Source organism: Pedobacter indicus (assembly GCF_003449035.1).
Taxonomy (GTDB): Bacteria; Bacteroidota; Bacteroidia; order Sphingobacteriales; family Sphingobacteriaceae; genus Albibacterium; species Albibacterium indicum.
This window is the reverse complement of sequence record NZ_QRGB01000001.1, coordinates 2,320,543-2,344,916: the sequence shown is the minus strand read 5'-3', so window position 1 is coordinate 2,344,916 and position 24,374 is coordinate 2,320,543. Positions and strand designations below refer to the sequence as shown.

24 protein-coding genes are annotated in these 24,374 nt (G+C 38.7%); 15 read left to right on the top strand and 9 right to left on the bottom strand.

Features of this window, described 5'->3' with window-relative positions; genetic code table 11:
- Positions 1–71 precede the first annotated feature (71 nt).
- Genes D3P12_RS10415 through D3P12_RS10405 form a run of 3 tightly spaced genes read left to right on the top strand, consistent with a single transcriptional unit; the run spans position 72 to position 2,723 of the window.
- The gene (locus tag D3P12_RS10415; RefSeq protein WP_118195262.1) at positions 72–1,175 is read left to right on the top strand and encodes a fatty acid desaturase family protein; all 1,104 of its coding nucleotides are present in this window, start codon (positions 72–74) and stop codon (positions 1,173–1,175) included.
- A 14-nt stretch (positions 1,176–1,189) separates the two neighbouring features.
- Positions 1,190–1,909 (top strand): lysophospholipid acyltransferase family protein, encoded by a 720-nt coding sequence (locus tag D3P12_RS10410; RefSeq protein WP_118195260.1) that lies wholly within the window; start codon positions 1,190–1,192, stop codon positions 1,907–1,909.
- Between the two features lie 49 nt (positions 1,910–1,958).
- A complete protein-coding gene (locus D3P12_RS10405; RefSeq protein WP_118195258.1) occupies positions 1,959–2,723 on the top strand; it encodes an ABC transporter ATP-binding protein in 765 nt (254 codons plus the stop codon).
- A gap of 153 nt (positions 2,724–2,876) precedes the next feature.
- On the opposite strand, the gene D3P12_RS10400 is transcribed toward D3P12_RS10405, so the two are convergent.
- From D3P12_RS10400 to D3P12_RS10390, 3 genes are read right to left on the bottom strand one after another with little or no spacing between them, the layout of a single operon-like run.
- Positions 2,877–4,703, bottom strand: coding sequence for an ABC transporter ATP-binding protein (locus D3P12_RS10400; RefSeq protein WP_118195256.1), 1,827 nt, complete (start codon positions 4,701–4,703; stop codon positions 2,877–2,879).
- Positions 4,704–4,749: 46 nt separating this feature from the next.
- Positions 4,750–5,280 (bottom strand): hypothetical protein, encoded by a 531-nt coding sequence (locus D3P12_RS10395; RefSeq protein ID WP_118195255.1) that lies wholly within the window; start codon positions 5,278–5,280, stop codon positions 4,750–4,752.
- Positions 5,281–5,287: 7 nt separating this feature from the next.
- The gene (locus D3P12_RS10390) at positions 5,288–6,070 is read right to left on the bottom strand and encodes an SAM hydrolase/SAM-dependent halogenase family protein (protein ID WP_118195253.1); all 783 of its coding nucleotides are present in this window, start codon (positions 6,068–6,070) and stop codon (positions 5,288–5,290) included.
- A gap of 174 nt (positions 6,071–6,244) precedes the next feature.
- Between D3P12_RS10390 and D3P12_RS10385 the strand changes: the two genes are divergently transcribed.
- Genes D3P12_RS10385 through D3P12_RS10370 form a run of 4 tightly spaced genes read left to right on the top strand, consistent with a single transcriptional unit; the run spans position 6,245 to position 9,497 of the window.
- Positions 6,245–7,201, top strand: a complete 957-nt coding sequence (locus D3P12_RS10385; RefSeq protein ID WP_118197072.1) for a PhoH family protein — start codon at positions 6,245–6,247, stop codon at positions 7,199–7,201.
- A 12-nt stretch (positions 7,202–7,213) separates the two neighbouring features.
- Positions 7,214–8,167 carry a phosphoribosylaminoimidazolesuccinocarboxamide synthase gene (locus D3P12_RS10380; protein WP_118195251.1) on the top strand — a complete coding sequence of 318 codons (954 nt, stop codon included), beginning with the start codon at positions 7,214–7,216 and terminating at the stop codon, positions 8,165–8,167.
- 16 nt (positions 8,168–8,183) lie between these two features.
- Positions 8,184–8,570, top strand: coding sequence for an STAS domain-containing protein (locus tag D3P12_RS10375; protein ID WP_118195249.1), 387 nt, complete (start codon positions 8,184–8,186; stop codon positions 8,568–8,570).
- A gap of 9 nt (positions 8,571–8,579) precedes the next feature.
- A complete protein-coding gene (locus tag D3P12_RS10370) occupies positions 8,580–9,497 on the top strand; it encodes a ribonuclease Z (protein ID WP_118195247.1) in 918 nt (305 codons plus the stop codon).
- On the opposite strand, the gene D3P12_RS10365 is transcribed toward D3P12_RS10370, so the two are convergent.
- Entirely contained in the window at positions 9,482–9,895 is a 414-nt protein-coding gene (locus tag D3P12_RS10365; RefSeq protein ID WP_118195245.1) for an acyl-CoA thioesterase, read from the bottom strand. The two genes, D3P12_RS10370 and D3P12_RS10365, sit on opposite strands and share 16 nt — an antisense overlap.
- Positions 9,896–9,998: 103 nt before the next feature.
- Between D3P12_RS10365 and rpsO the strand changes: the two genes are divergently transcribed.
- The 7 genes from rpsO to lysA all read left to right on the top strand — a co-directional run bounded on the left by rpsO (position 9,999) and on the right by lysA (position 17,962).
- Entirely contained in the window at positions 9,999–10,277 is a 279-nt protein-coding gene (gene rpsO / locus D3P12_RS10360) for a 30S ribosomal protein S15 (RefSeq protein WP_118195244.1), read from the top strand.
- A 123-nt stretch (positions 10,278–10,400) separates the two neighbouring features.
- Entirely contained in the window at positions 10,401–12,533 is a 2,133-nt protein-coding gene (locus D3P12_RS10355) for a polyribonucleotide nucleotidyltransferase (RefSeq protein ID WP_118195242.1), read from the top strand.
- Positions 12,530–13,201: a ribulose-phosphate 3-epimerase gene (rpe, locus tag D3P12_RS10350; RefSeq protein WP_118195237.1), complete on the top strand. Its 672-nt coding sequence runs from the start codon at positions 12,530–12,532 to the stop codon at positions 13,199–13,201. The genes D3P12_RS10355 and rpe overlap by 4 nt, the downstream gene beginning before the upstream one ends.
- Positions 13,202–13,374: 173 nt before the next feature.
- Entirely contained in the window at positions 13,375–14,445 is a 1,071-nt protein-coding gene (gene serC, locus D3P12_RS10345; RefSeq protein ID WP_118195235.1) for a 3-phosphoserine/phosphohydroxythreonine transaminase, read from the top strand.
- A gap of 18 nt (positions 14,446–14,463) precedes the next feature.
- The gene (locus tag D3P12_RS10340) at positions 14,464–15,417 is read left to right on the top strand and encodes a D-2-hydroxyacid dehydrogenase (RefSeq protein WP_118195233.1); all 954 of its coding nucleotides are present in this window, start codon (positions 14,464–14,466) and stop codon (positions 15,415–15,417) included.
- A 34-nt stretch (positions 15,418–15,451) separates the two neighbouring features.
- Entirely contained in the window at positions 15,452–16,765 is a 1,314-nt protein-coding gene (locus tag D3P12_RS10335) for an aspartate kinase (RefSeq protein ID WP_118195231.1), read from the top strand.
- A 36-nt stretch (positions 16,766–16,801) separates the two neighbouring features.
- A complete protein-coding gene (gene lysA, locus D3P12_RS10330; protein WP_118195229.1) occupies positions 16,802–17,962 on the top strand; it encodes a diaminopimelate decarboxylase in 1,161 nt (386 codons plus the stop codon).
- Between the two features lie 40 nt (positions 17,963–18,002).
- Here the strand turns inward: lysA and rnhA are convergent, their stop codons facing one another.
- On the bottom strand, positions 18,003–18,464 hold the full coding sequence (gene rnhA / locus D3P12_RS10325; RefSeq protein WP_118195227.1) for a ribonuclease HI: 462 nt from the start codon (positions 18,462–18,464) through the stop codon (positions 18,003–18,005).
- 105 nt (positions 18,465–18,569) lie between these two features.
- On the opposite strand from rnhA, the gene D3P12_RS10320 reads away from it, so the two are divergent.
- Positions 18,570–19,136 (top strand): DUF6580 family putative transport protein, encoded by a 567-nt coding sequence (locus D3P12_RS10320; RefSeq protein ID WP_118195225.1) that lies wholly within the window; start codon positions 18,570–18,572, stop codon positions 19,134–19,136.
- A gap of 266 nt (positions 19,137–19,402) precedes the next feature.
- Here the strand turns inward: D3P12_RS10320 and D3P12_RS10315 are convergent, their stop codons facing one another.
- The 4 genes from D3P12_RS10315 to recQ all read right to left on the bottom strand — a co-directional run bounded on the left by D3P12_RS10315 (position 19,403) and on the right by recQ (position 24,362).
- Entirely contained in the window at positions 19,403–19,651 is a 249-nt protein-coding gene (locus tag D3P12_RS10315) for a hypothetical protein (RefSeq protein ID WP_118195223.1), read from the bottom strand.
- Between the two features lie 29 nt (positions 19,652–19,680).
- A complete protein-coding gene (gene gdhA / locus D3P12_RS10310) occupies positions 19,681–21,024 on the bottom strand; it encodes an NADP-specific glutamate dehydrogenase (RefSeq protein ID WP_118195221.1) in 1,344 nt (447 codons plus the stop codon).
- Positions 21,025–21,308: 284 nt separating this feature from the next.
- Positions 21,309–22,124 carry a 3-deoxy-8-phosphooctulonate synthase gene (kdsA, locus tag D3P12_RS10305; RefSeq protein WP_118195219.1) on the bottom strand — a complete coding sequence of 272 codons (816 nt, stop codon included), beginning with the start codon at positions 22,122–22,124 and terminating at the stop codon, positions 21,309–21,311.
- Between the two features lie 45 nt (positions 22,125–22,169).
- On the bottom strand, positions 22,170–24,362 hold the full coding sequence (gene recQ / locus D3P12_RS10300; RefSeq protein ID WP_118195216.1) for a DNA helicase RecQ: 2,193 nt from the start codon (positions 24,360–24,362) through the stop codon (positions 22,170–22,172).
- Between the last annotated feature and the right edge of the window lie 12 nt (positions 24,363–24,374).

The following is a 24,374-nucleotide window of genomic DNA, read 5'->3' as shown; positions in this document are numbered from 1 at the left end:
TTGCTATTTTTGTCTAGCTAATATGGCTTTAGTTATTTGTTTACAGCAATCGTTTTAAGTCAGTTTAATTAATGAAAGATACACTTGTTAGACCCACGTACCGAAAAGCAGGACCTGATGATTTTTTTAAAAAGTTACAGAAAGAAGTTCAGGAAACTGTTTTAAATAACGCTAAAATTCAACGATTAAATGTCATCAAATCAATCGGTGTATTGATATCTTACTTTGTCTTATATGCATGCATTTTAATTTTTGGAAATAACACGTTTCTTCTTTTCTTTTTCTATATCTTATTAGGTTTCAACACGATCATCTTGTTTATCAATGCTTTCCACGATGCCGCGCATGGAGCTGTATTCAAGAACAAGAAATATAACAAATGGTTTATGTACGTTTTGGAACTTTTTGGTAGTAATAACTACATCTGGTCGAAACGACATGTTCTGCTACACCACCCATATCCAAATGTACAGAATTGGGATACCGATATCAAACAAAGCGACTTGGTACATTTGTTTCCAGACAGTCCTTTGTTGAAGATACATAAGTATCAGCATATCTATATGTGGCTCTTGTACCCATTGTACACATTGAACTGGCTGTTTATTCGCGACTTTAAAGATTTCTTCGGAACGAAAGACAATTATTTGAAGAGAATTTTAAAGATTCCGAAGATTGAATATGTGAAAATGTTTGCCGCGAAGATTTTCAATCTTTTCTACTTGATCGGAATTCCGATTCTTGTTTTAAATCACCCTTGGTACTTAATTGTATTGGCTTGGTTTGTCATGCATATTTCGGCAAGTCTTTTAGGGGTCGTTGCATTAATTTCAACCCATGTTGATGAAGACGCTGTCTTTCCAATGCCACCTGAGGACGGGAAAATGAACAGTACCTGGGCCGAGCATCAATTGATGGTCACCAAAGATTTTAGCGCTGACAGTAAATTAGCTAATTTCCTTTTTGGTGGCTTCACACATCATGTTGCACATCATCTGTTCCCGCATGTTGCGCATACCTATTATCCACGGATTACGCCGATCATCCGTCGCTATGCAGAAGAGTATAATTTGCCGTACAAGTGTTATCCGGCATACCAGGCGATGCTGTCTCATTATTACCTGCTGAAAAAAAGTGGGGTGAAAGAGTCTATCTTCGCCCACGGGGAAATTTAATGGTTTTTTAGACCATGAAACAGCTACATCGGCACTTATACCTTGTTGCGGTTTTCATTGTATTTCTACCGTTCTGGCCATTGCTGTCCTTTTTGAAAAAGAACAGCAATAAACATTATTCAACTTTTGTAAGAATACGGAAATGGATAGCCCTAACAGCCTCTTCCTTTGTGGGGTTCCGTTATAAAATCAAATGGGAGGAAGAAGTTGACTGGAGTCAGAACTATATTATTTGCGCTAATCATACTTCGAATCTAGATATAACGGCATTGATTAAGGTGTGCAAAAATGACTTTTCATTTATCGGGAAAGATGAACTTTTGAACAACCCTGTAACGGGTTTATTTTTCAGAACAATTGATATACCTGTAAATCGATCAAGCAAAATGTCTTCATTTCGTGCTTTTAAAAGAGCCGAAAAGTATTTGCTAGAGGATAAAAGTATTGTAATTTTTCCTGAGGGTGGGATTGGCGATGAATACCCTCCGGTTCTTGATCCTTTTAAGAATGGTGTGTTCAGATTAGCAACAGAGCTGAAAATTCCAATTTTACCAGTTATTATTAAAGACGCATGGGAACTATTTTGGGATGATGGGAGTAAAAAGGGCAGTCAAGCAGGAAGCATTCACATCCAAGTTCTTAAACCTGTTGATGGTGAAGCACTAAACTTGCATGTCGATGATTTGAGGGATCGAGTTTATGATCTTTTCCAAAAAAACTTAAGTTCAAATTGAACGTAACAAATGAAGGATTGACTAGTCTAAACTAAAAGGCTTTGAAAGAATGACTGATCAACCGCTTATTAACATTACCGATATTGGCCGAAAATACGTTATTGGTGCTGAAACAATTCACGCTCTGAAGTCTGTTACACTTCAGATTCAAAAGGGGGAGTTTGTCGCCTTGATGGGACCTTCGGGTTCGGGGAAATCGACACTAATGAATATTTTAGGCTGTTTGGATACGCCGACTCGTGGAGAATACTACCTGAATAATATCCGTGTAAGTGAAATGTCGGAAGATGATCTTGCAGATGTGAGAAATAAAGAAATTGGCTTTGTTTTTCAGACTTTTAATCTCCTACCTCGTTCAACTTCGTTAGATAACGTAGCGTTACCCTTGGTCTATGCTGGTGTCAACAAAGCAAACCGGTTAACCAGAGCACAAGAGGCTTTGGAAAATGTGGGTTTAGGTAACCGTGTGCACCATAAACCAAACGAGCTGTCGGGTGGCCAGCGTCAGCGGGTAGCTGTTGCTCGAGCGCTGATCAATAATCCCTCTATTATTCTTGCTGATGAACCAACAGGTAATCTTGATACCAAAACTTCCGTTGAAATTATGGGTTTATTGGAAGAAATACATTCAAAGGGAAATACGATTGTTCTGGTGACGCACGAAGAGGATATTGCGCAACATGCGCATCGGATTGTCCGGATGCGTGATGGACTGATCGAGGATGATTACAAAAATGACACTGTTAAAAGTGTTTCGCCACGTTTGGAAGCTTTGCGAGAGGAAGAAAAACGCAACCGGGGAAACCTATTATAGAGCATTCTTTAATACCCAATAGCGAAAAGCCAATATAGCTTTTTGAAACTGCGTGAGTTTTAAGGGATCTTTACCCGCGTAACGAGGCAATACGGCATTATTAAATTTCAACAACAATTTGAAAAATAATTTCTTCATATAACGAAGAACAGCTTAAAGCTGAATTGGTTTGTTTTCTGTTTGAAGTTCAGTAAGGTATCGATACATCCCGCCGTCATTTTGCATCAGCTCGTCATGGTTACCACTTTCAACAACTCTACCTTCGTTTACGACAATAATCTTATCAACCTGACGGATAGTTGATAAACGGTGGGCAATGATAATTGATGTGCGGTTCTTTAAAAGTTCTTCCAAAGCTTCTTGGACAAGGCGTTCTGATTCTGAATCTAAAGAAGAAGTAGCTTCATCTAAAATAAGGATAGCGGGATCTTTTAATAACGCGCGCGCAATCGCTATCCGTTGGCGCTGCCCACCCGAGAGTTTAACGCCTCGTTCCCCAACCAAGGTTTGATAGCCTTCTGGAAAACCAGAAATGAATTCATGTGCATTCGCCCGGGTTGCCGCTTCGATGATTTCTTCTTCTGTTGCACTGAGTTTTCCATAGGCTATATTGTCGCGTATGCTGCCACCGAACAACAGAACATCTTGTGGAACAATGGCAATCTGGCTGCGGATATCTGTTAAAGAGTAGGAGCCTGCAGATCTCCCATCAAAAAGAATGTTCCCGCCCTGAGGATCATAAAAGCGTAGGATCAAAGAAGCAATGGTTGACTTTCCACTACCACTAGAACCAACGATGGCCAGCTTTTCACCAGCGTTGACCTGAAAAGAAATTCCTTTCAGAACATCTACTTCTTTTCTGGATGGATAGGCGAAAGACACACGATCAAAAGCAAGATCGCCTGAGAGTTTCTCCACATTCGCAGGGTCAACAGTTTGCAGAGAGATCGCTTCTTTATTTTCTTCCAGCAGCTCGATAACACGTTCGCTGGCACCTACAGCCTTCTGAACATTCGCATAAAGGTCGGGAAAACTGCCCATTGAGCCAGCTACAAACATGGAATAGAGGATATAGGTGGTCAGATCACCTACGGACATTTCGCCGCTATAAACTAAGGTTGAACCATACCAGATAACACTGATAATAGCACCGAAAATGCAGAAAATAATAAAAGAGACAAACGCACCGCGATAATTAGCTCCGCGAATAGCCACCTGTACAACCTCTGAGAGAGACCTTTTGTAACGACCTGCTTCAAAGGCTTCATTAACAAAGGCTTTTACATTGGCGATTCCTAAAAGCGATTCCTGAATAATGGTATTGGAATCAGCAAGTTTATCCTGAGTTTCCCGAGATAGTTTACGGATGAAACGACCGAAAAAGACAGCTGCTATAATCATTAATGGGAGGATAGCCAAATTAAGCAAAGTAAGTTTAGGCGAGACAACAATTAAAAAAACCAAACCGCCGATTAAGGTTATTACCTGGCGGATCATTTCAGCCAGTGTAGTTGTCATGGTAGTTTGAATTTGCGTTAAATCTGCAGAGAGGCGACTATTTAACTCACCAACCCAGCGATTGGAAAAGAAATTCATCGGAAGAGAGATGAGATTGAAATAGGTGTCGCGACGAATATCAGCAATTGATTTTTCAGAAACTTCGACAAAGAGACGTATGCGGAAAAAAGATACGAAAGCTTGAAATAATAAAATAATAAATGAGATGATACCAATGGTTTGTATACTCATCGGGAGCCAGTCATATTTTTGTATGGATTGTGCCGCATCAATCATAGCACCTAAAAGGGCCGGAAAAGCCAATACCGTAACACTTGAAAAGAAGAGGAATATCATCCCGATGGCAAACTTTGTACGATAGGGCTGGAGATACTTTAATAACTTTTTTACACTTTTTAATGTGTCTTTATTTATTTTAGCTTTTGGGAGCTCTTCTTTAGACGTAGATACTTTACGGGCCATGTTTATTTAATACGAAAATCTATATCGGATCAAAAGTAATAAAGAATTACTGTATACCTTTTGTTTTAGATCTAAATTTGAGCTTATAGAGTAGAACTGTCAAAATAATGACAAGAATCAAACAAAAGATCAGTAGGGTCAGATAACGGCTGGATTGGTTCTCCAGTTCTTCAATTTGCAGCGTTTGCGATTCTTGGTGTTTTTGGAGTTTACTAATGGTGTTGACATAACCGTTGATTCGATCTTTATTTTCTTCGGCTTGATAGGAAATGAATGTTTTCTCCATATCCTTATAATCCAATAAAACCTTGGTTTCCTTAAAAATATGATTGTCGGTTTGAACGATCTCACGCAGGATATCAATGGATGCCTGCATATCTTTTTTCGTTTTTAACCCGAAAATCCCTGTTCGGGCTTCCAAGCTTTGATTGAACTGACCAAAACGTGCGCTTCGTTGATCAAGAAGTTCGTTAACACGCTGGCGTTGAACTTCATAAGCAAGGCTATCTTGTGAGTAGACCTGAAAGCAGGAAAACAGGAAAAACACAAATAAAGTTATACTTCGATGAAAATACATTATGATTTTATTTGTTTAAAAATTCTATCCGAACAACCTCATCTGCTTTGAGACCGAGCAGACCACTGGCATTGCCTTTGTTAATTGCAATTTCTAAGTAATTGCTGATCCCAAATAGACATAGCTTTTCGCCTTCGGGAACCTCGTTGTAATGCCAACTCAGATGACTAATAGTTTCGTTACGCTTGAAATATAAAACAAAAGGACGGTCTCGTTGCACCCGAGTAAATACCTCCTTGTGAATATTCGTTATAACATTTTGAAAAGAATCGATATATATAACGCGTCCCCTGATGGAATCCTCGTCTACGATCGGCTCCAATATTTTTCGTTCTACCAAGCTGTCAACCGGCTCGCCTATTTCTATGAGTTTGCCCCCTTTGGCTAAATGACAAGCCGCTTTCGCAAAAATATCAGTCAACGGGAAGTGTAGAAATTTCAAATCTTGTATAATTGAAATTTCTACAATTTCCTCGGGATGGTCATCAAATATCAATGAAAAAATACCATTGTCAGCACCGATAAAATAATAGCCTTTATATTTCATGGCAAGGTATCGTGTCTCTTTATTATAGACCGAATCAACACCAATCAAATGAACCGTTTTCTTTGGAAAATAATGGTAGGAGTTCTTGATAATAAAAGCGGCTTGTTGAAGATCGAAGGGAGTAATATCATGTGATATATCAACAATTCTAACGGCTGGTAATAAGGATAACAAACTGCCTTTTAAAGCAGCCTGATAAAAGTCTTTATGTCCTAAATCTGTCGTTAAGGTGATAATACCCATTATTTTAAATACCTCCTACAGTCTGAATTAGTTTTCAATTCATTTTTTTGCAAACATAAGCAGAATTATTTTGCTTTTTTTTATCCGCCATTATTAGTAATCTTGCGTAAGGATTTTGCACTGCAAATATTCAATTTTTATTGCACAATAAATAACGTCTTAAATTACATAAATTTGAATGAAGTAAAGATTGATCTGGAACACGTGGACCCATCAGTGTTGTGGGGGCCTGAAAATGAAAACTTTGAAGTAATCAGAAAACAGTTTCCAAAATTAAAGATGGTGGCCAGAGGTACAGATTTTAAAGTTTTGGGTGACGATAATGAGCTAACAGCTTTTCAAGATTATTTTCAGTCGGTACTAGCACACGTCGAAAAGTTTAATCGACTCAATGCTCAAGATGTAGAGAATATTTTCGATATCAGACGAGACGACAAGGAGGTAAAAAAAGAGGATACCAAAGGCTCAAAAACGGGAGAGCCTCTTGTTTTCGGCCCTAATGGGCTGATTATCAAAGCACGTACGCCAAATCAACGAAAAATGGCGGATAGCATTCTGAAAAATGATATTCTCTTTGCTATTGGTCCAGCGGGTACTGGCAAAACTTACACAGCGGTAGCTTTAGCGGTTAGGGCATTAAAAAACAAGGAAGTGAAGCGAATTATCTTGACCCGCCCAGCCGTTGAAGCAGGTGAGAATCTAGGTTTTCTTCCGGGGGATCTGAAAGAAAAGGTAGACCCATATTTAAGACCGCTCTACGATGCACTCGATGACATGATTCCGGCAGAGCGTCTGAAGTATATGTTGGAAAACCGTGTAATCGAAGTAGCTCCATTGGCGTTTATGAGGGGAAGGACGCTTGACAACTGTTTCGTGATTTTGGACGAGGCGCAAAATGCTACAGATCTGCAATTAAAAATGTTTTTAACCCGAATGGGACCAACCGCGAAGTTTATCGTCACGGGGGATGTAACACAGATCGACTTACCGAAAAAACAGCAATCTGGTTTGAACACCGCCATTAAACTATTAGATAACATTGAGGGCATTGATATTATCTATTTGAGTGGGACAGATGTAGTTCGTCATAAACTTGTGAGACGAATTTTAGAGGCATACGGTGATATTTAAGAATAGATAGTGATGAACTCATTGAAAGAAACGAATTTTACGCTACCTCTGCAAACAGCTTTCTATAAAGGGAAAGTGCGAGATGTGTATACAATAGCCGACCGTTACCTAGTCATGGTTGTGAGTGATAGAATATCTGCATTTGATGTTGTATTACCACGAGCAATCCCATATAAAGGACAGGTTCTTAATCAGATCGCAGCAAAATCTCTAAAAGCGACTGAAGACATCCTACCAAACTGGTTGCTTGATGTACCGGACCCGACGGTCAGTGTAGGTCGGATATGTGAACCCTTTAAAGTTGAAATGGTGATAAGGGGTTATCTGTCCGGACATGCTTGGCGGGAATACCAAGCGGGAAAACGAGAATTATGTGGAGAGCCTTTACCTGAGGGTCTAAGTGAGAACGACCGATTACCACGACCCATCATCACGCCTTCTACAAAAGCACATGTAGGACATGATGAAGATATATCGGCCAACGATATTATTAAACATGGGGTTGTTAGCCGAGCGGACTATGAACGGTTAGAAGACTATACCAGAAGGTTATATCAGCGTGGAACAGAAGAAGCTGCTGAAAGGGGACTCATCCTTGTTGATACAAAATATGAATTTGGGAAAATCGGGGACGATATCTATTTGATTGATGAAATTCATACACCGGATTCGTCACGTTATTTTTATGCCGATACGTATCAGGATTTACAGGACCGAGGTGAACCTCAACGTCAACTTTCAAAGGAATTTGTCCGTAAATGGTTAATTGAAAACAATTTCCAAGGTAAAGAAGGAGAGGTGATTCCTGAAATGACAGACGAAATTGTGGAGTCCATTTCAAACAGATACATTGAACTGTATGAACATATCATCGGAGAGAAATTTGTTTACCCTGACCAGGAAGACATTAATAATCGAGTAGAAAAGAGTATATTAGAGTCGTTAAAAAAAATAACAAGAAATTAAAAGATAAAATAGCAGCATGAAATTTACAATCGATAGACACGAACGCTATGTCGTGTTAAAGCCTCATGAGAAGGTTTTGGATGGGAATGCAGCACCACAGGTAAAATCGGAATTCGTACGAATCAATACAGATGGACAGCGAAATATCGTGCTTGACCTTTCAGAGGTGGAAACGATCGACCCATCTGGGCTGCGCTCTGCATTAATGGCTCACAGAATGTGTAAAGCATTGGGAGGTGTTTTTATATTAGCATGTGCAAATGAGGCTATCACACAGCTAATTGAGCTTTGTAAGCTAGAAGATGTCTTGGTATCAGTTCCCACTATTCAGGAGGCGGAAGATATTGTCTTCATGGAAGAGCTCGAGAAAGAGTTCCGTGGTTTTTCGACATCAGAAGAGTAACGATATTCGATGACGTTTGATTTAACTATATTGGGTAGTAATTCGGCAACACCTGCTTATGGAAGAAATCAGACATCACAAGTACTAAATATCGACAATAAGCTATACCTAATAGATTGTGGAGAAGGAACGCAGCTGCAGTTGAATAGGTATGGCATTAAATCTTCCCGAATCAAACATATTTTTATTAGCCATCTTCATGGCGATCATTACTTAGGCTTAGTTGGTCTTCTATCATCAATGCACCTGAATGGCAGAAGGGAGGAATTATCGATTTATGGACCCGGACCACTCAAGGAAATTATAGAAATTCATCTACGTTATTCAGAGACGATACTGCGCTACCCTCTTCACTTTATTCCGCTCGTTGATGACAAAGAGCGATTGATCATGGAAAATGAGCAAGTTCGGGTTTATAGTTTTCCTTTAGATCACCGGATTTCCTGTACGGGTTTTCGCTTTGTAGAACAACCACCGCTGGCTAAAATCAATACCAAGGTTTGCGATAAGCTGGACATTCCTGCACATCTATTTTCTGAGATTAAACGCGGCGCTGATTTTATTGATACAAAAGGTCAGATACATGAGAATGCAGACTTAACATTCCCGCCAAAAGTAGCAAGAAGTTATGCTTACTGTTCGGATACAATCAATTCGGGCAGCTATCATCAATACATCAAAAAGGTAGATCTTTTATATCATGAGGCCACTTTTTTGCATGAAATGGAAAGCCGAGCGAAAGAAACATACCATACAACTGCTTTAGAAGCTGCGATGGTCGCAAAAAAAGTGGGTGCTAAAAAATTATTAATTGGACATTTTTCAGCCAGGTATAGAGACCTAGATCCGTTATTAACTGAATGCCGATCGATCTTCCCAAATTCGTATCTGGCTTTAGAAGGACGATTGTTTCATATTGAAAATTGATCGATCATTTTCTGAGTGACCATCGTGGATTTACCGGTTTTGATATCGATTAGAACATAATCAAACCACCCGTCACAAGCAAGTTTATTGGTTTCCTTAATTTTAATCTCAAAGCTAACGCGACAGCCTTTAGAATTCATGGTTGTGATTCCAGTTTCTACAGTAAACTCTTGCCCCATGACTAATGCCCGCTTATAGTCGACATGTGCCGTTCTGACAACCCAACCATAACCGGCATCCATGAAGTCTTCCATCGTAACACCATAGCAGTCACGCATTTGATCATACCGTGCTGCAAGGACATAGTCGAAATATTTGCTATTATGTACGTGTTGAAACATATCGATATCATCGGGGCGGACACGATAACTTGTCGTAAAACGAGAATAGGTCTTCATGCAATCAAAATTAAAAATTAATTGCACAATTCATTGTATTTTAAGATATAAAGACTATTTTTGCACTAAAATTTATTAATCACACTTTAATATTATTCAAGTAATGTATTTAAGTAAAGAGTACAAAGCGGATATCTTTAAGAAGTTCGCTGAATCAGAAACCAATACGGGATCTGCAGAAGGCCAAGTAGCCTTATTCACTCATCGTATTGCTCATTTAACTGAGCATTTAAAGAAAAATAAGAAAGATTTTTCTACTCAGTTAGCACTTCAAAAATTGGTTGGTAAACGTCGTTCTTTGTTAGCTTATCTTTACAAAAAAGATATCGAAAGGTACCGTGCGATTATCAAAGCCTTAAAACTGAGAGATATTATTAAATAGAAATCAGTGAAATTTTGAGAAAGCCATCCCAAATTCGGAGATGGCTTTTTATTTTTAGAAATATTAAAATTTATATACTAGACTGATACGGCAGAAAGATGAAACCGTATTTATTGAAACAAAATGAGTTACACAGAATTTAAAACATCATTCGATTTAGGCGAAGGTCGTCTGGTTGAAATTTCCACCGGAAAAATGGCAAAACAGGCCGACGGGTCAGTAGTGGTAAAACAAGGAGATACCATGTTATTGGCAACGGTTGTTTCTGCAAAGGAAGCGAAACCAGGGACAGATTTTTTACCGCTTTCGGTTGATTATCAAGAAAAATATGCTTCGACAGGTCGTATACCGGGTGGCTTTTTACGTCGTGAAGCGCGCCTATCGGATTATGAAATATTAATATCAAGGTTAGTAGACAGGGCTTTACGTCCGTTATTCCCGGAAGATTATCACGCTGATACGCAAGTTATGATCAGTTTGATATCTGCTGATAAAGATACTATGCCTGATGCTTTGGCGGGCTTAGCTGCGTCGGCTGCATTGGCTGTATCTGACATTCCTTTCAATGGTCCAATTTCAGAAGTCCGCGTTGCGAAAATAGACGGACAATTAGTAATTAATCCATCTCTATCTGATTTAGAGCGTGCTACGTTAGAATTTATTGTTGCGGGATCTGCTAGTGACATAGGCATGGTAGAAGGAGAAGCTGCTGAAATTTCTGAAGAAGAGATGCTTGAAGCAATCGAATTTGCACATCAGGCAATTAAGGTTCAGATTCAGGCTCAGCTTGAGCTTGCCGACTTGGTTGGAAAAAAAGTAAAAAGAGAGTACTCTCATGAGCCTTCTAATCCAGAATTGCGCGAAACCATCTTTGCAGCTGCTTATGATCGTGTTTATGAAGTAGCTAAATCTGGACTTTCTAAAAAAGAGCGTAGTGAACGATTTAAAGAAATAGAGGCTGAATTCTTGGTTGATGAGGAAGAAATGGACGATGATACTATTTTCCTGACCAAAAAATATTTCCACGACGTTCAATCTGATGCCGTTAGAAACTTAGTGTTGAATGAAGGCATTCGTTTAGATGGACGTGATACGCGTACAGTAAGACCAATATGGAGCGAGATAGACTACCTTCCTGCGGCACACGGATCTGCTGTATTCACAAGAGGGGAAACTCAATCACTTACTTCTGTGACGTTAGGAGCGAAGGATGATGAACAGATTATCGATGGTGCTTTCATACACGGTTACAATAAGTTTATTTTACATTATAACTTTCCGGCATTTTCGGTAGGTGAAGTAAGACCTAACAGAGGACCGGGTCGGCGAGAAGTGGGTCATGGAAACTTGGCGATGCGCTCCCTAAAGAAAGTTTTACCAACAGGAGAAGAGAACCCATATACAATTCGGGTAGTTTCTGACATTCTTGAATCTAATGGTTCATCTTCAATGGCTACTGTTTGTGCTGGATCGCTGGCATTGATGGATGCCGGTGTCAAGATAAGCTCACCAGTTTCTGGTATCGCCATGGGTTTAATCATGGACGAAGAAACAGGTAAATATGCTGTTTTGAGTGATATTTTAGGAGACGAAGATCATTTGGGAGACATGGACTTTAAGGTAACTGGTACCGAAAAAGGTATCGTGGCCTGCCAAATGGACTTAAAAATTAATGGCCTGAAGTGGGAAGTATTAACCGAAGCTTTAAACCAATCTAAAGAAGCCCGCTTGCATATTTTGGGAGAGATGATGAAAACGATCAGCGAACCTCGTGAGGATTACAAGCCTCATGCTCCTCGGATTGTTAGCTTCGCGATCGATAAAGAATTTATCGGTGCAGTAATTGGCCCGGGCGGCAAAATCATCCAGGAAATGCAACGTGAAACAGGTGCGACTATTTCCATTGAAGAAGTCGATAACAAAGGAATTGTTCAGGTTTTTGCTGACAACAAACAAGCGATCGATGATGCAGTTGGCCGTATCAAGAATATTGCTGCAAAACCAGAGGTTGGTGAAATCTACGAAGGTAAAGTCAAATCTATTATGCCATTTGGTGCATTTATTGAAATTATGCCGGGCAAAGATGGTTTGTTACATATTTCTGAAATTGATTGGAAGCGATTTGAAACGATGGACGGTATTTTCAATGTCGGCGATATCGTAAAAGTTAAATTATTGGATATCGATAAACAAGGTAAGCTGAAATTATCGAGAAAAGTGTTAATTCCTAGACCTGAAAAAAACGAGTCAAAATGAAACATCTAATTGCCCCATCTGTATTATCGGCGGATTTTGCTAATCTCAAAGAAGATATTGACATGGTTAACCGTAGTAAAGCGGACTGGTTTCATATCGATATCATGGATGGTGTATTTGTACCCAATATTTCTTTTGGATTTCCTGTTTTGGCTTCTATAGATCATTATGCGACGAAACCGTTGGACGTTCACTTGATGATTGTAGATCCGGATCGTTACTTGCAACAATTTAAAGATGCAGGAGCGGAAGTGATAACGGTACATTATGAAGCTTGCACCCATCTTCATAGAACAGTGCAGGCGATTAAAGCACTGGGATGTAAAGCAGGAGTTGCGTTGAACCCGCATACGCCGGTATCAGTTCTGACGGATCTTATAGAAGATCTGGATCTGGTACTGATTATGTCTGTAAATCCTGGTTTTGGGGGACAGAAGTTCATTGAAAACACCTATCAGAAAATACGCCAACTGAAAGCATTGGCCATTGAAAGAAATGAAAATCTTTTAATTGAAGTTGATGGAGGAGTTAACCAACATAACTTGCTTGCTCTTTTGAAAGCAGGAGCAGATGTATTGGTAGCGGGAAATGCTGTTTTTTCGTCGGAGGATCCGGTGAAGACGATCGAGGAAATGAAAAAGGTTTCCTTGTCCAGTATCTCCGTTTGATTCGTTATTAAGCATTTATATAAAGCGGAGAATAAAGCATCTCCGCTTTTTTTATTTAAATTTTTCATCATTACATTTAAATTGTCATTACATTCGCAATTTTTCAGCACTTATAATGAAAAGATGAAAATAAATATTTATTTTTATCGAACTTTTATTTTAACGTATAATATATGAAACATAATTTTGGTGCCGGACCGTGTATCCTTCCACAAGAGGTCTTCAAACAGGCTTCTGAGGCTGTCCTTGATTTTAATGATACAGGCTTATCTATTTTGGAGATTTCCCATCGTTCGAAGGAGTTTGAAGCCGTTGTGTTTGAGACAGAATCTTTGATCCGGGATCTGTTGTCCGTGCCGAGTAATTATTCTATTCTTTTTCTACAAGGAGGTGCACGCCAGCAGTTTGCGATGGCTCCGATGAACCTGTTAAGGGATGGGGAGAAAATGGCTTATCTTGATACAGGAAGTTGGGCCAGTAATGCCATTAAGGAGGCTCGGAATTTTGGTGAAGTAGAAGTTGTTGCATCGGGAAAAGAAAACAACTATACCAGTATTCCGAAAGAATATGATATCCCACATGATGCAGCTTATTTCCACTACACGTCAAACAATACGATTTTCGGCACAGAATTGTTTGATGTTCCTTCTTCACCGATCCCAATTGTGTGTGACATGTCATCTGATATCTTAAGTCGAAAAATTGATGTTTCTCAGTACGGGCTGATTTATGCAGGTGCGCAAAAAAACATTGGTCCGGCAGGACTGACAATCGTGATTGTTAATAACGACTTATTGGGTAACACGGGTAAAACATTACCTGCGATATTTGATTATCAATCTCACATTAAAGCGAAGTCAATGTACAATACTCCGCCAGTGTTCTCTATCTATGTTGCGATGTTGAATTTGAGATGGTTGAGACTTAAAGGTGGGATCGAAGAAATTGAACGTGAAAATATTGCAAAAGCAAGAAAGCTCTATGAAGAAATAGACCGGAACTCACTCTTTAAAGGCCCGGCGGCGCTTGAAGACAGATCGAGGATGAACGTTGCCTTTACGATGCAGGATCCAAGCTTAGAAAGTGACTTCTTAGCTTTGGCAACGGAGCGTGACCTGGTTGCATTAAAAGGACATAGAAGTGTTGGTGGATTTAGAGCATCGCTCTACAATGCTCTTCCATTATCGAGTGTGCATCTGCTCGTTGATGTCATGCAAGAGTTTGAAGAGAAAGTTAATAAATAAAAATAATAGAATATACAGATGAGAATATTAGCGAATGATGGTATCGATAAAGTTGGGCAAGAAATGCTTGAAAGAGCAGGTTTTGTTGTCGATACCACACATATTCCGCAAGAGGAATTATTTGAAAAATTACCTGCATACGATGTTGTAACTGTACGTAGTGCAACAAAAATCAGGAAAGACTTAATAGATGCTTGTCCGAACCTGAAAATCATCGCACGCGGTGGAGTGGGGATGGACAATATTGACGTTGAATATGCACGAGAGAAAGGGATCGCTGTGATCAACACCCCTGCCGCTTCTTCCATTTCGGTGGCTGAACTAGTTTTTGGGCACTTTTTCAGCGGCGTGCGGTTTCTTTATGACGCGCAGCGAAAAATGGTGACGGAAGGAGATTCTAATTTTGCTGGATTGAAAAAAGCTTATGCTAAGGGCAGTGAACTTCGCGGTAAAACACTCGGGGTCATTGGTTTTGGACGAATTGGACATGAAACTGCAAAAATCGGAGTGAGTCTCGGCATGAATGTACTCGTGGTTGATACTTACGAAATCAATCCTACGGTTACCATTTCTTTCTTCAATGGACAGTCTTTAGATCTTCAGGTAACTCAAGTAAGTTTGGATGAGCTATTGGCGTCTGCAGACTTTATTAGCTTGCATGTACCTTTTCTCGGAAAAGCATTAATAGGTAATGAAGAGTTTGCTAAAATGAAAGATGGAGCGGGGATTGTAAATGCCTCAAGGGGAGGTGTGATCGATGAAAACGCTTTGCTTGAAAACCTTAACAATGGAAAGATCGCATTTGCTGGGCTTGATGTCTTTGATAATGAGCCTACGCCGAAAGCTAGCTTACTAAGGCATCCAAGGGTGTCTTTATCACCGCATATAGGTGCAGCTACGAATGAAGCTCAAAAACGAGTGGGAGAGGAGCTTGCTACCTTGATCATTCAAGAGCTTACGGTCACGGAATAAGTAGTAGGGAACGCTAATCGATAGAACTATATTGATGAAAATATTAAAATTTGGTGGAACATCTGTAGGTTCCGCCGAACGAATGAAATCGCTGTATACCATAGCGAAAGAAAATAAAAGACAAATTATTGTGCTATCAGCAGTGTCTGGCACAACGAACGCTTTAGTGGCAATAGGAGAAGATTTTCAGCAAGGAAAAAAGGAAGAGGCTGGCGAAAAGATTAAAGCGCTTCGAAAAACATATGATCAATACTTGAACGATCTGTTTTCAACCGAAGAAGGGTTACGAAATGGAACAGAATTAGTTGACTATCACTTTAATCTTATTAATTCATTTAACGGGAAACTATATACACCTATTGAAGATAAGATTATCCTCGCGCAAGGAGAGTTAATATCCACAACATTATTCCATTTTTATCTAAATGAGCAGGGTATTAAATCTGCTCTTCTACCAGCGCTGGATTTTATGAAAATCGACGAGGATAATGAACCGGTCATTGATCATATCCGAACGAATTTAAATACGCTGTTGGAGAAAGAAGAAGATTGCGACCTCTTTATTACACAAGGTTTTATTTGTCGTAACTCATTTGGTGAAATAGATAACCTGAGAAGAGGAGGAAGTGATTATACGGCTTCACTGATTGGCTCTGCAATCCAAGCGGAAGAGATTCAGATCTGGACGGACATTGACGGCATGCACAACAATGATCCAAGATTGGTTTCGGGGACAAAGCCCATTGCACACCTTTCTTTCAATGAAGCAGCTGAATTAGCCTATTTTGGTGCAAAAATTCTGCATCCACAAAGTGTTTTTCCTGCGCAGAAATACAATGTTCCGGTAAAATTGCTTAATACGATGGACCCGAAAGCTCCTGGAACAGAAATTAGTTCTGACGGGGCAATAAAAAAGGGTGTGCGTGCAATTGCCGCTAAAGATGGTATTACAGCAATCAGAATTCACTCATCCAGAATGCTGTTGGCTTATGGTTTCCTACGAAAAGTATTCGAGATTTTTGAGCGATATAAAACCCCTATCGACATGATCACGACCTCGGAGGTGGCCATCTCATTAACTATCGATCAAACAAAATATCTAGAGGAAATAAAAAAGGAATTAAAGGATTTCGGTAGTGTAGAAATCGACTTTGATCAAACGATTATATGTGTGGTGGGTGATTTTAGTCTCGAAACACACGGTTTTGCGTCACGTGTACTAGATGCTGTTAAACATCTTCCCGTTCGGATGATATCTTACGGAGGAAGCGACTATAACATATCGATTCTTCTCAGAACAGAAGACAAACATGAAGCGCTGAAATCATTGCATAATCGTTTATTTTAATACAATCGTTTAATTTTAGAAATTCCGCAGAGTCTTATGCTTGATAACAACTTGATTAAAGTGTTTGAAAAACAACAAACTCCTTTCTACTATTATGATGTGGATTTACTGGAAAGAACATTGGACGCAGTAAATCACGAAGCTGGTAAATACGGCTTTCATGTACATTATGCTCTTAAAGCGAACTTCAATGATAGACTATTAAAACTGGTGCAAGCGAAGAATTTAGGTGCTGATTGTGTGAGTGGAAATGAAGTTCTAAAGGCCTTGGAAACAGGATTTGATGCAAGTAAAATTGTATTCGCAGGTGTTGGAAAATCTGACAGTGAAATAGACATTGCTCTCGAAAATGAAATCTTTTCCTTTAATGTGGAGTCGATCCAAGAATTGGAAGTAATAAACCAACTTGCATCGGAAAAAAAGAAAATTGCTAGGGTTGCTTTAAGAATCAACCCAAACGTAGATGCCCAAACTCACCATTATATTACAACAGGGCTTGATGAGAATAAGTTTGGTATTAAGGTGTGGGAGTTAGAAGATTGTATTACAACATTAAAAGAGCTTTCTTCCGTAAAACTCATTGGCATCCATTTTCACGTTGGTTCACAAATTACCGATCTGAAAGTATTCAGGAGCCTGTGTGTCAAAGTCAATGAGCTCAATAATTGGTTCGAAGAAAGAGGACACTATCTGGATGTTCTGAATGTAGGAGGGGGGCTAGGAATAGACTACCATGATCCTGATAAAAACAGTATCCCCAACTTTGCCGCATATTTTGAAACCTTTGATCAATTCCTAGAACGGAAACCAAATCAGGAAGTTCATTTTGAATTGGGAAGAGCCATTGTTGCGCAATGTGGTAGCTTAATTAGTAAGGTGCTCTACGTTAAGAAAGGAATCAAAAAGAATTTTATTATTCTGGATGCGGGAATGACCGAGTTGATGCGGCCGGCATTGTATCAAGCCTACCATAAAGTTCAGCAACTTTCTGGCAATGGCAATAGGGAACGAATTAACTATGATGTAGTGGGGCCAATATGCGAAAGCTCAGACTGCTTCGCTAAGGAAGTCCCATTATTTGAAACTAAACGAGGAGATCTGATTGCAATCCGATCAGCGGGAGCTTACGGAGAGGTGATGTCATCGAGATATAATTTGCGAGATGAAATCCGTTATGTGTTCAGCAACGACAATTAGTTTAACTTCGTCAAACCACCGATAGCGTATTTAGTTATAGCTATTTGACTTGCTCTGCTTCAAAGACGGAGTCAATCTCCCATTTTGCTTTGTCTTTCGAAGCCTGTACAGCCATGGCATCACAACGTTCATTCTCAGGGTGACCTGCGTGACCTTTAATCCAAACAAAACGAACACGGTGCTGTCTGTAGATGGAATAAAACCTCATCCACAAATCTTTGTTTTTCTTTCCCGCGAAACCTTTTCTTATCCAGCCATCCAACCACCTTTTTTCTACCGCATCAATAATGTATTTGGAATCTGTAAAAACTGTAACTTCTTGATCTAAATTTTTAAGTGCCTCCAACCCGATGATAACAGCCAGAAGCTCCATTCTGTTATTCGTTGTCTTTCTGAACCCGCCTGATATTTCTTTATAATGTGTACCCTTTCTTAGTATTACACCAAAACCGCCAGGACCTGGATTCCCGCTTGAAGCACCATCTGTAAAAATTTGAATCATGCGAGCAAAGATAGTATTTCACCGCGATTTCTTGGGTTTAAATATAGATTTGAATTGTCGCCCTTGTTTATATTCTTTATCTTTACACGTTTAAATTCACAAATTATGTCTATCGAAAAATTTAATATCCGAACATGGGCTGTCTTAGCCATTATTATTGCTTTCGCTGCTCTGAGAGGTTTAAGCCCCGAAAGCTTCGGTAACTGGGCTAACTTTACGCCAGTAGGAGCAATTGCTCTCTTTGGAGGTGTTTATCTCAAAAATAAATGGCAGGCATTTTTAATACCCTTAGCGGTATTGCTTGCTTCTGATTTGTTTCTGAACTATGCCTATTTCGGAAAATTTACACTGTATTATGAAGGTATTGCTTGGGTTTATTTGAGTTTTGCCTTAATAGTTTTGTTAGGGAAAACTGTAAAAACCGTTAAACCCACGTCAATTTTTTTATCAGCTTTAGGGGCTGTACTTATCCATTGGATAGTAGCTGATATCGGTGTTTGGTTAAATAATCCGGCATACGAGCAAAATCTTTCCGGCTTCTTACATTGTTTAGTTTTGGCAATCCCTTTTGAAAAGAATTTCTTAGGCGGGACGTTATTATATAGTGCCGTGATGTTTGGAGGGTTTGAACTTTTAAAATCTTATATACCAAGAATCGCGATAGCGAAATAACACTCAGCCAATTTCATTTATTTGGCAGCAAAACAGCCACAAAATTAAATTTTGTGGCTGTTTTATTTTACTAATAATCAATGTATTACACTTTGTCATATCATTGATTAATTAATGCAATATGACTAACCTATTATCTGAGACTTCAAGAAATCGAAATATTATTTCGATGTAATGAAAAATAACATGAAAACCAGATAGTTATGTCGCTTTATATAAAGAATTAAATGCGTTAAAAAGGAGGGGGGCATATGAAACCTATCCTGTTAGTATTCATGCCGATTATATGCTTTTATAAACCCTTGATTCATACTTTTGAAAACACTCAAAATGTGAGTTATAAATTCTTCGTCGATTAATTGAAAAACGCCATTAACACCGTCGCTGATATCTAGTTCGGAGATCTTGTATGTTTGCTCCAAAACTCCCTGTTCAAACTTAATGATGAACTTCTGATTCATTGAAAAGATTGTAATCTTACAATCAGGATGAGGCAATTCTGCTACCGTTCTCATAGTGTAGAATAAGACAAGACATCAGAGATTTAGACAATTCCTTGGGCTACCATTGCTTTAGCAATTTTAATAAAGCCACCAATATTTGCACCTTTCAAATAGTTAACTTTTCCACTTTCTTCTTTCCCGTAATGAATACAAGTATCGTGAATCTGATGCATTATATGCTTCAATTTGTTATCAACTTTTTCTTCCGACCAACATTGGCCAATTCTATTCTGCGACATTTCTAAACCTGACACCGCGACACCACCAGCATTAGCAGCTTTCCCGGGTGCATAGGCTATCGAAGACTTTTGAATGACCTTTAACGCTTCAGAAGTACAAGGCATATTAGCACCTTCAGCTATGCAGAAACAACCATTTTTTATTAAAAACCTAGCATCTGCAGCATCAAGCTCATTCTCTGTCGCACAAGGAAGAGCGATGTCACACGGATAAATCCACGGTTTTTTTCCCGGCGTAAATGTCGAATTATACAACTTTGTATATTCTTTAAAATCTCTAGAACCTTTCGCTTTTAATTTACCAATAAAGTGAACCTTATCAATTGTAAAGCCATCTTTATCATATAAGACTCCATCACTATTAGAAACAGTAATTACTTTTGCCCCCATATGAATCGCCTTAATAGCCGCGTACTGCGCTACATTTCCACTTCCCGAAACTGTTATTGTTTTCCCCTTTAAGGATAGATTCTTCTCATAAAGCATTTTCTCCACAAAGTATAACAGCCCGTAACCGGTTGCTTCAGGTCGAATTAAGCTGCCGCCAAAATCCTGACCTTTACCGGTTAAAATGCCCGTAAATTCATTTTTTATCCGTTTATACTGTCCGAAAAGAAAACCAATTTCACGCTCACCAACACCGATATCGCCAGCGGGAACATCGAGATTCGGACCAATATGCTTTGATAGTTCCGTCATAAAACTCTGACAAAATCGCATTATTTCATTGTCAGACTTATTTCTTGGGTCAAAATCTGCACCGCCTTTACCGCCGCCTAAAGGCAAACCAGTCAGACTATTTTTAAATATTTGTTCGAAAGCTAGGAATTTCAAAACGCTCAAATTCACAGACGGCGAAAATCTCAGTCCACCTTTATAAGGGCCAATCAGACTATTCATCTGAACCCGATACCCGCGATTAATTTGAATTTTTCCTTTATCATCCACCCAGCATACACGGAAACTTACTACACGTTCAGGTTCGCTTAAACGTTCTAAGATTCTGTAGTCAGTATATTCAGGACATTTTTCTTCAATATAGGGAATTAGATCCTCGGCAACCTCAGTAACTGCTTGTATAAACTCTGGTTCATTAGGATTTTTATTACTAATGTTTTTTATGAATGCATTAAATGTTCTTGACATACTATTTTATTTACTTATATTTTCGAGCAATTATACTAAAAAAATAGCTATTTTTCAAGTTATATGACAAATCAATCAAATTATGTTAATAAAATATTGCTTTTGTTAACATTTAACTAAAAAAACACCTTTTACAATCGTATTTTATTTAAACACTATAGTATTATAATCTATATTATGTTAAATAGAATATTGTGCACTCACTTTCATCCTTCCTATTTTAATAAACCTCTTTTGATGAAATTAAAAACCGAGCAACAACGGTAATGGTTTATAACAATATTTTATAATATAGACTGTCTAATTCGTACCAATTTGGTCAGTAAACCTTCTAACAAATCTAAGCTTAACATATTTGCACCATCTGATTTTGCCTCTGATGGCGCTGGGTGTGTTTCAATAAATAAGCCATCCGCACCGACTGCGATTGCTGCTTTTGAAATCGTTTCAATTAGCTGAGGCTTACCGCCGGTAACACCACTTGATTGATTAGGCTGTTGCAGTGAATGTGTGCAATCCATAACAACAGGGACACCAAAAGACTTCATTTCAGGAATCGAACGAAAATCGACTATGAGATCTTGATACCCAAACGAGTTTCCTCTATCAGTTAATATAACTTGTTTATTTCCAGACTCTTTAATCTTATCAACTGCAAAGCTCATTGAGCTAGCTGACAAGAATTGCCCCTTTTTTATATTAACCACTTTGCCAGTTTGTGCTGCCGCTACTAAGAGATTAGTTTGGCGACACAAAAATGCTGGGATCTGTAAAACGTCAACATACTCAGCGGCAAGACCAGCTTCGTGACTTTCATGAATGTCTGTAACTGTTGGAATACCGAAAGTTTTACCAACTTTTTCTAAAATTTTTAAAGCTTTTTCATCCCCAATTCCAGTAAAGGAGTCTAATCGAGATCGATTTGCCTTTCGGTAAGAACCTTTAAATATATACGGTATATTTAGTTTATCGGTAATACTGACAATTTTTTCAGCGATTTGCAGTGCCATCTCTTCTCCTTCAATTGCACATGGCCCTGCCATTAAAAAAAAATTAGTAGAATCTGCATGCTTTATACCTGATAGTGGATTGATTTTCATGTTATTTTGTGGGGATATTTAATTTATTTCACGGAAATATAAAATTTAATTTCCCATCTCGGACATAAACTTAATTCTCATAAGCTGTATATCTTCGAAGGTATAATCGTCACTTCCTAATTCCTTTAAAGCTTCATCTATTGAGTCCGTTTCAGCTTCTTTAAAGTAATCAAAAATTTCATCCTGACGATCCTCATCCAGCATTTCGTCGATAAAATAATTAATATTCAACTTTGTACCAGAATAAACGATCGACTCAACTTCCTTCAATATTTCTTCATACGAGATACCTTTAGATGAAGCGATATCATCCAGTCCAATTTTACGGTCTATATTTTGAATAATCGAAACTTTTAAAGCGGATTTGTTAGCTGTTCCCTTTATGATCAGGTCAATCGGTCGGTCTATTTCGTTTTCTTCAACATAATCTTTAATTAACGAAACAAATTGACTGCCGAACTTCATCGCCTTCCCCGAGCCTACTCCATGTATTTGCTTTAATTCATCTAACGTCTCGGGGTAGTGAATACACATTTCTTCGAGAGAAGGATCTTGAAAAATAACAAATGGAGGAAGGTTCTTTTGTTTAGCAATTTTACGCCGAAGGTTATCCAATAACTTTAAAAGCGTAGTATCTACAGCGCTACTTCCATTCATACTTCCGGAAGTATCATTTGAATCCGCGGCTTTTTCCATAGGTTTATTTAAAATAAACTTAATGGCATATGGGTTGGTTAGATAATTTTCGCCTTTACGGGTTAACTGAAGTAACCCGTAATTATCGATATCTTTTGATAGGAAATTTTCAAGTACAGCCTGCCGAAAGAATGATTTCCAATAATCTATGCCTTTATCTTTGCCTGCTCCAAAAAGTGGGTGTAAATCATGTTTATAAGAAGACACAGGTTGATTATTTTGACCCATCAAAATATTAACAATATGATTATCATCAAATTTATCTCCCTCGTCTTTAATAAATTGAATCACTTTAACTAAAGAATCCTCTGCGTCAAAATAAGTAATCTCAGAATTACAATTATCACACATACAGTTGCAACCTGTGGCATCAAAGTCTTCTCCAAAATAATGAAGTATCTGCTTTCGGCGACACACAGCTGACTCGGAATAGTCAATAACTTCTTTTAATATTTGTGTTCCAATTTCACGTTCTGACACGGGTTTGTCTTTCATAAACTTAGTCAGCTTCTCCACATCCTTTTCCGAATAAAATGCGATACATCTCCCCTCGCCTCCATCCCTACCAGCACGCCCCGTCTCTTGATAATAACCTTCCATGCTTTTTGGTATGTCATGATGTATTACGTAGCGCACATCTGGTTTATCTATTCCCATACCGAACGCGATCGTTGCAACGATAACATCTACCCCCTCCATCAGAAATAGATCTTGTGTTTCCGCACGCTTTTTCGCATCTAAGCCCGCATGATATGGTAAAGCTTTAATGCCATTTATTTTCAATATTTCAGCAACTTCTTCTACCTTTTTCCGACTCAAACAATAAATTATGCCTGACTTTCCAGCGTTATTCTTAATAAACCGGACAATCTCTTTGACCACATCAATTTTCGGACGTACCTCATAATATAAGTTAGGCCGATTAAATGATGATTTAAAAAGAGTTGAATCAAGCATCTGAAGATTCTTCCGTATATCCGATTGAACCTTCGGTGTGGCGGTTGCGGTTAATGCGATAACTGGAATATTATCCCCTATACTATTGATAACCTGTCGGATACGACGATATTCCGGCCTAAAATCATGTCCCCATTCTGAAATACAATGCGCTTCGTCCACAGCGACAAATGAAACAGTAATATATTTTAAAAATTCAATATTATCAGATTTTGAAAGCGATTCAGGAGCGACATAAAGAAGCTTTGTCTTACCATCTAAAACATCTTTTTTCACTTTTGCTACCTCTCCTTTATTAAGTGAAGAGTTCAAAAAATGTGCAATACTGTCCGATCCACCAAAAGCACGTAGCTGATCTACCTGGTTTTTCATTAGTGCTATCAAAGGTGAGATAACAATCGCGGTCCCTTCACTCATTAAGGCCGGTAGTTGATAACATATTGACTTGCCTCCTCCCGTCGGCATAATAACGAACGTGTCTTTTTTCTGCAATACATTGGTAATGATGGCCTCTTGCTCACCCTTAAACGTATCAAAACCAAAGAAAATTTGCAGATTATCGAATAATGATTTTTCTATTTGCATTGTCCTTAAGGA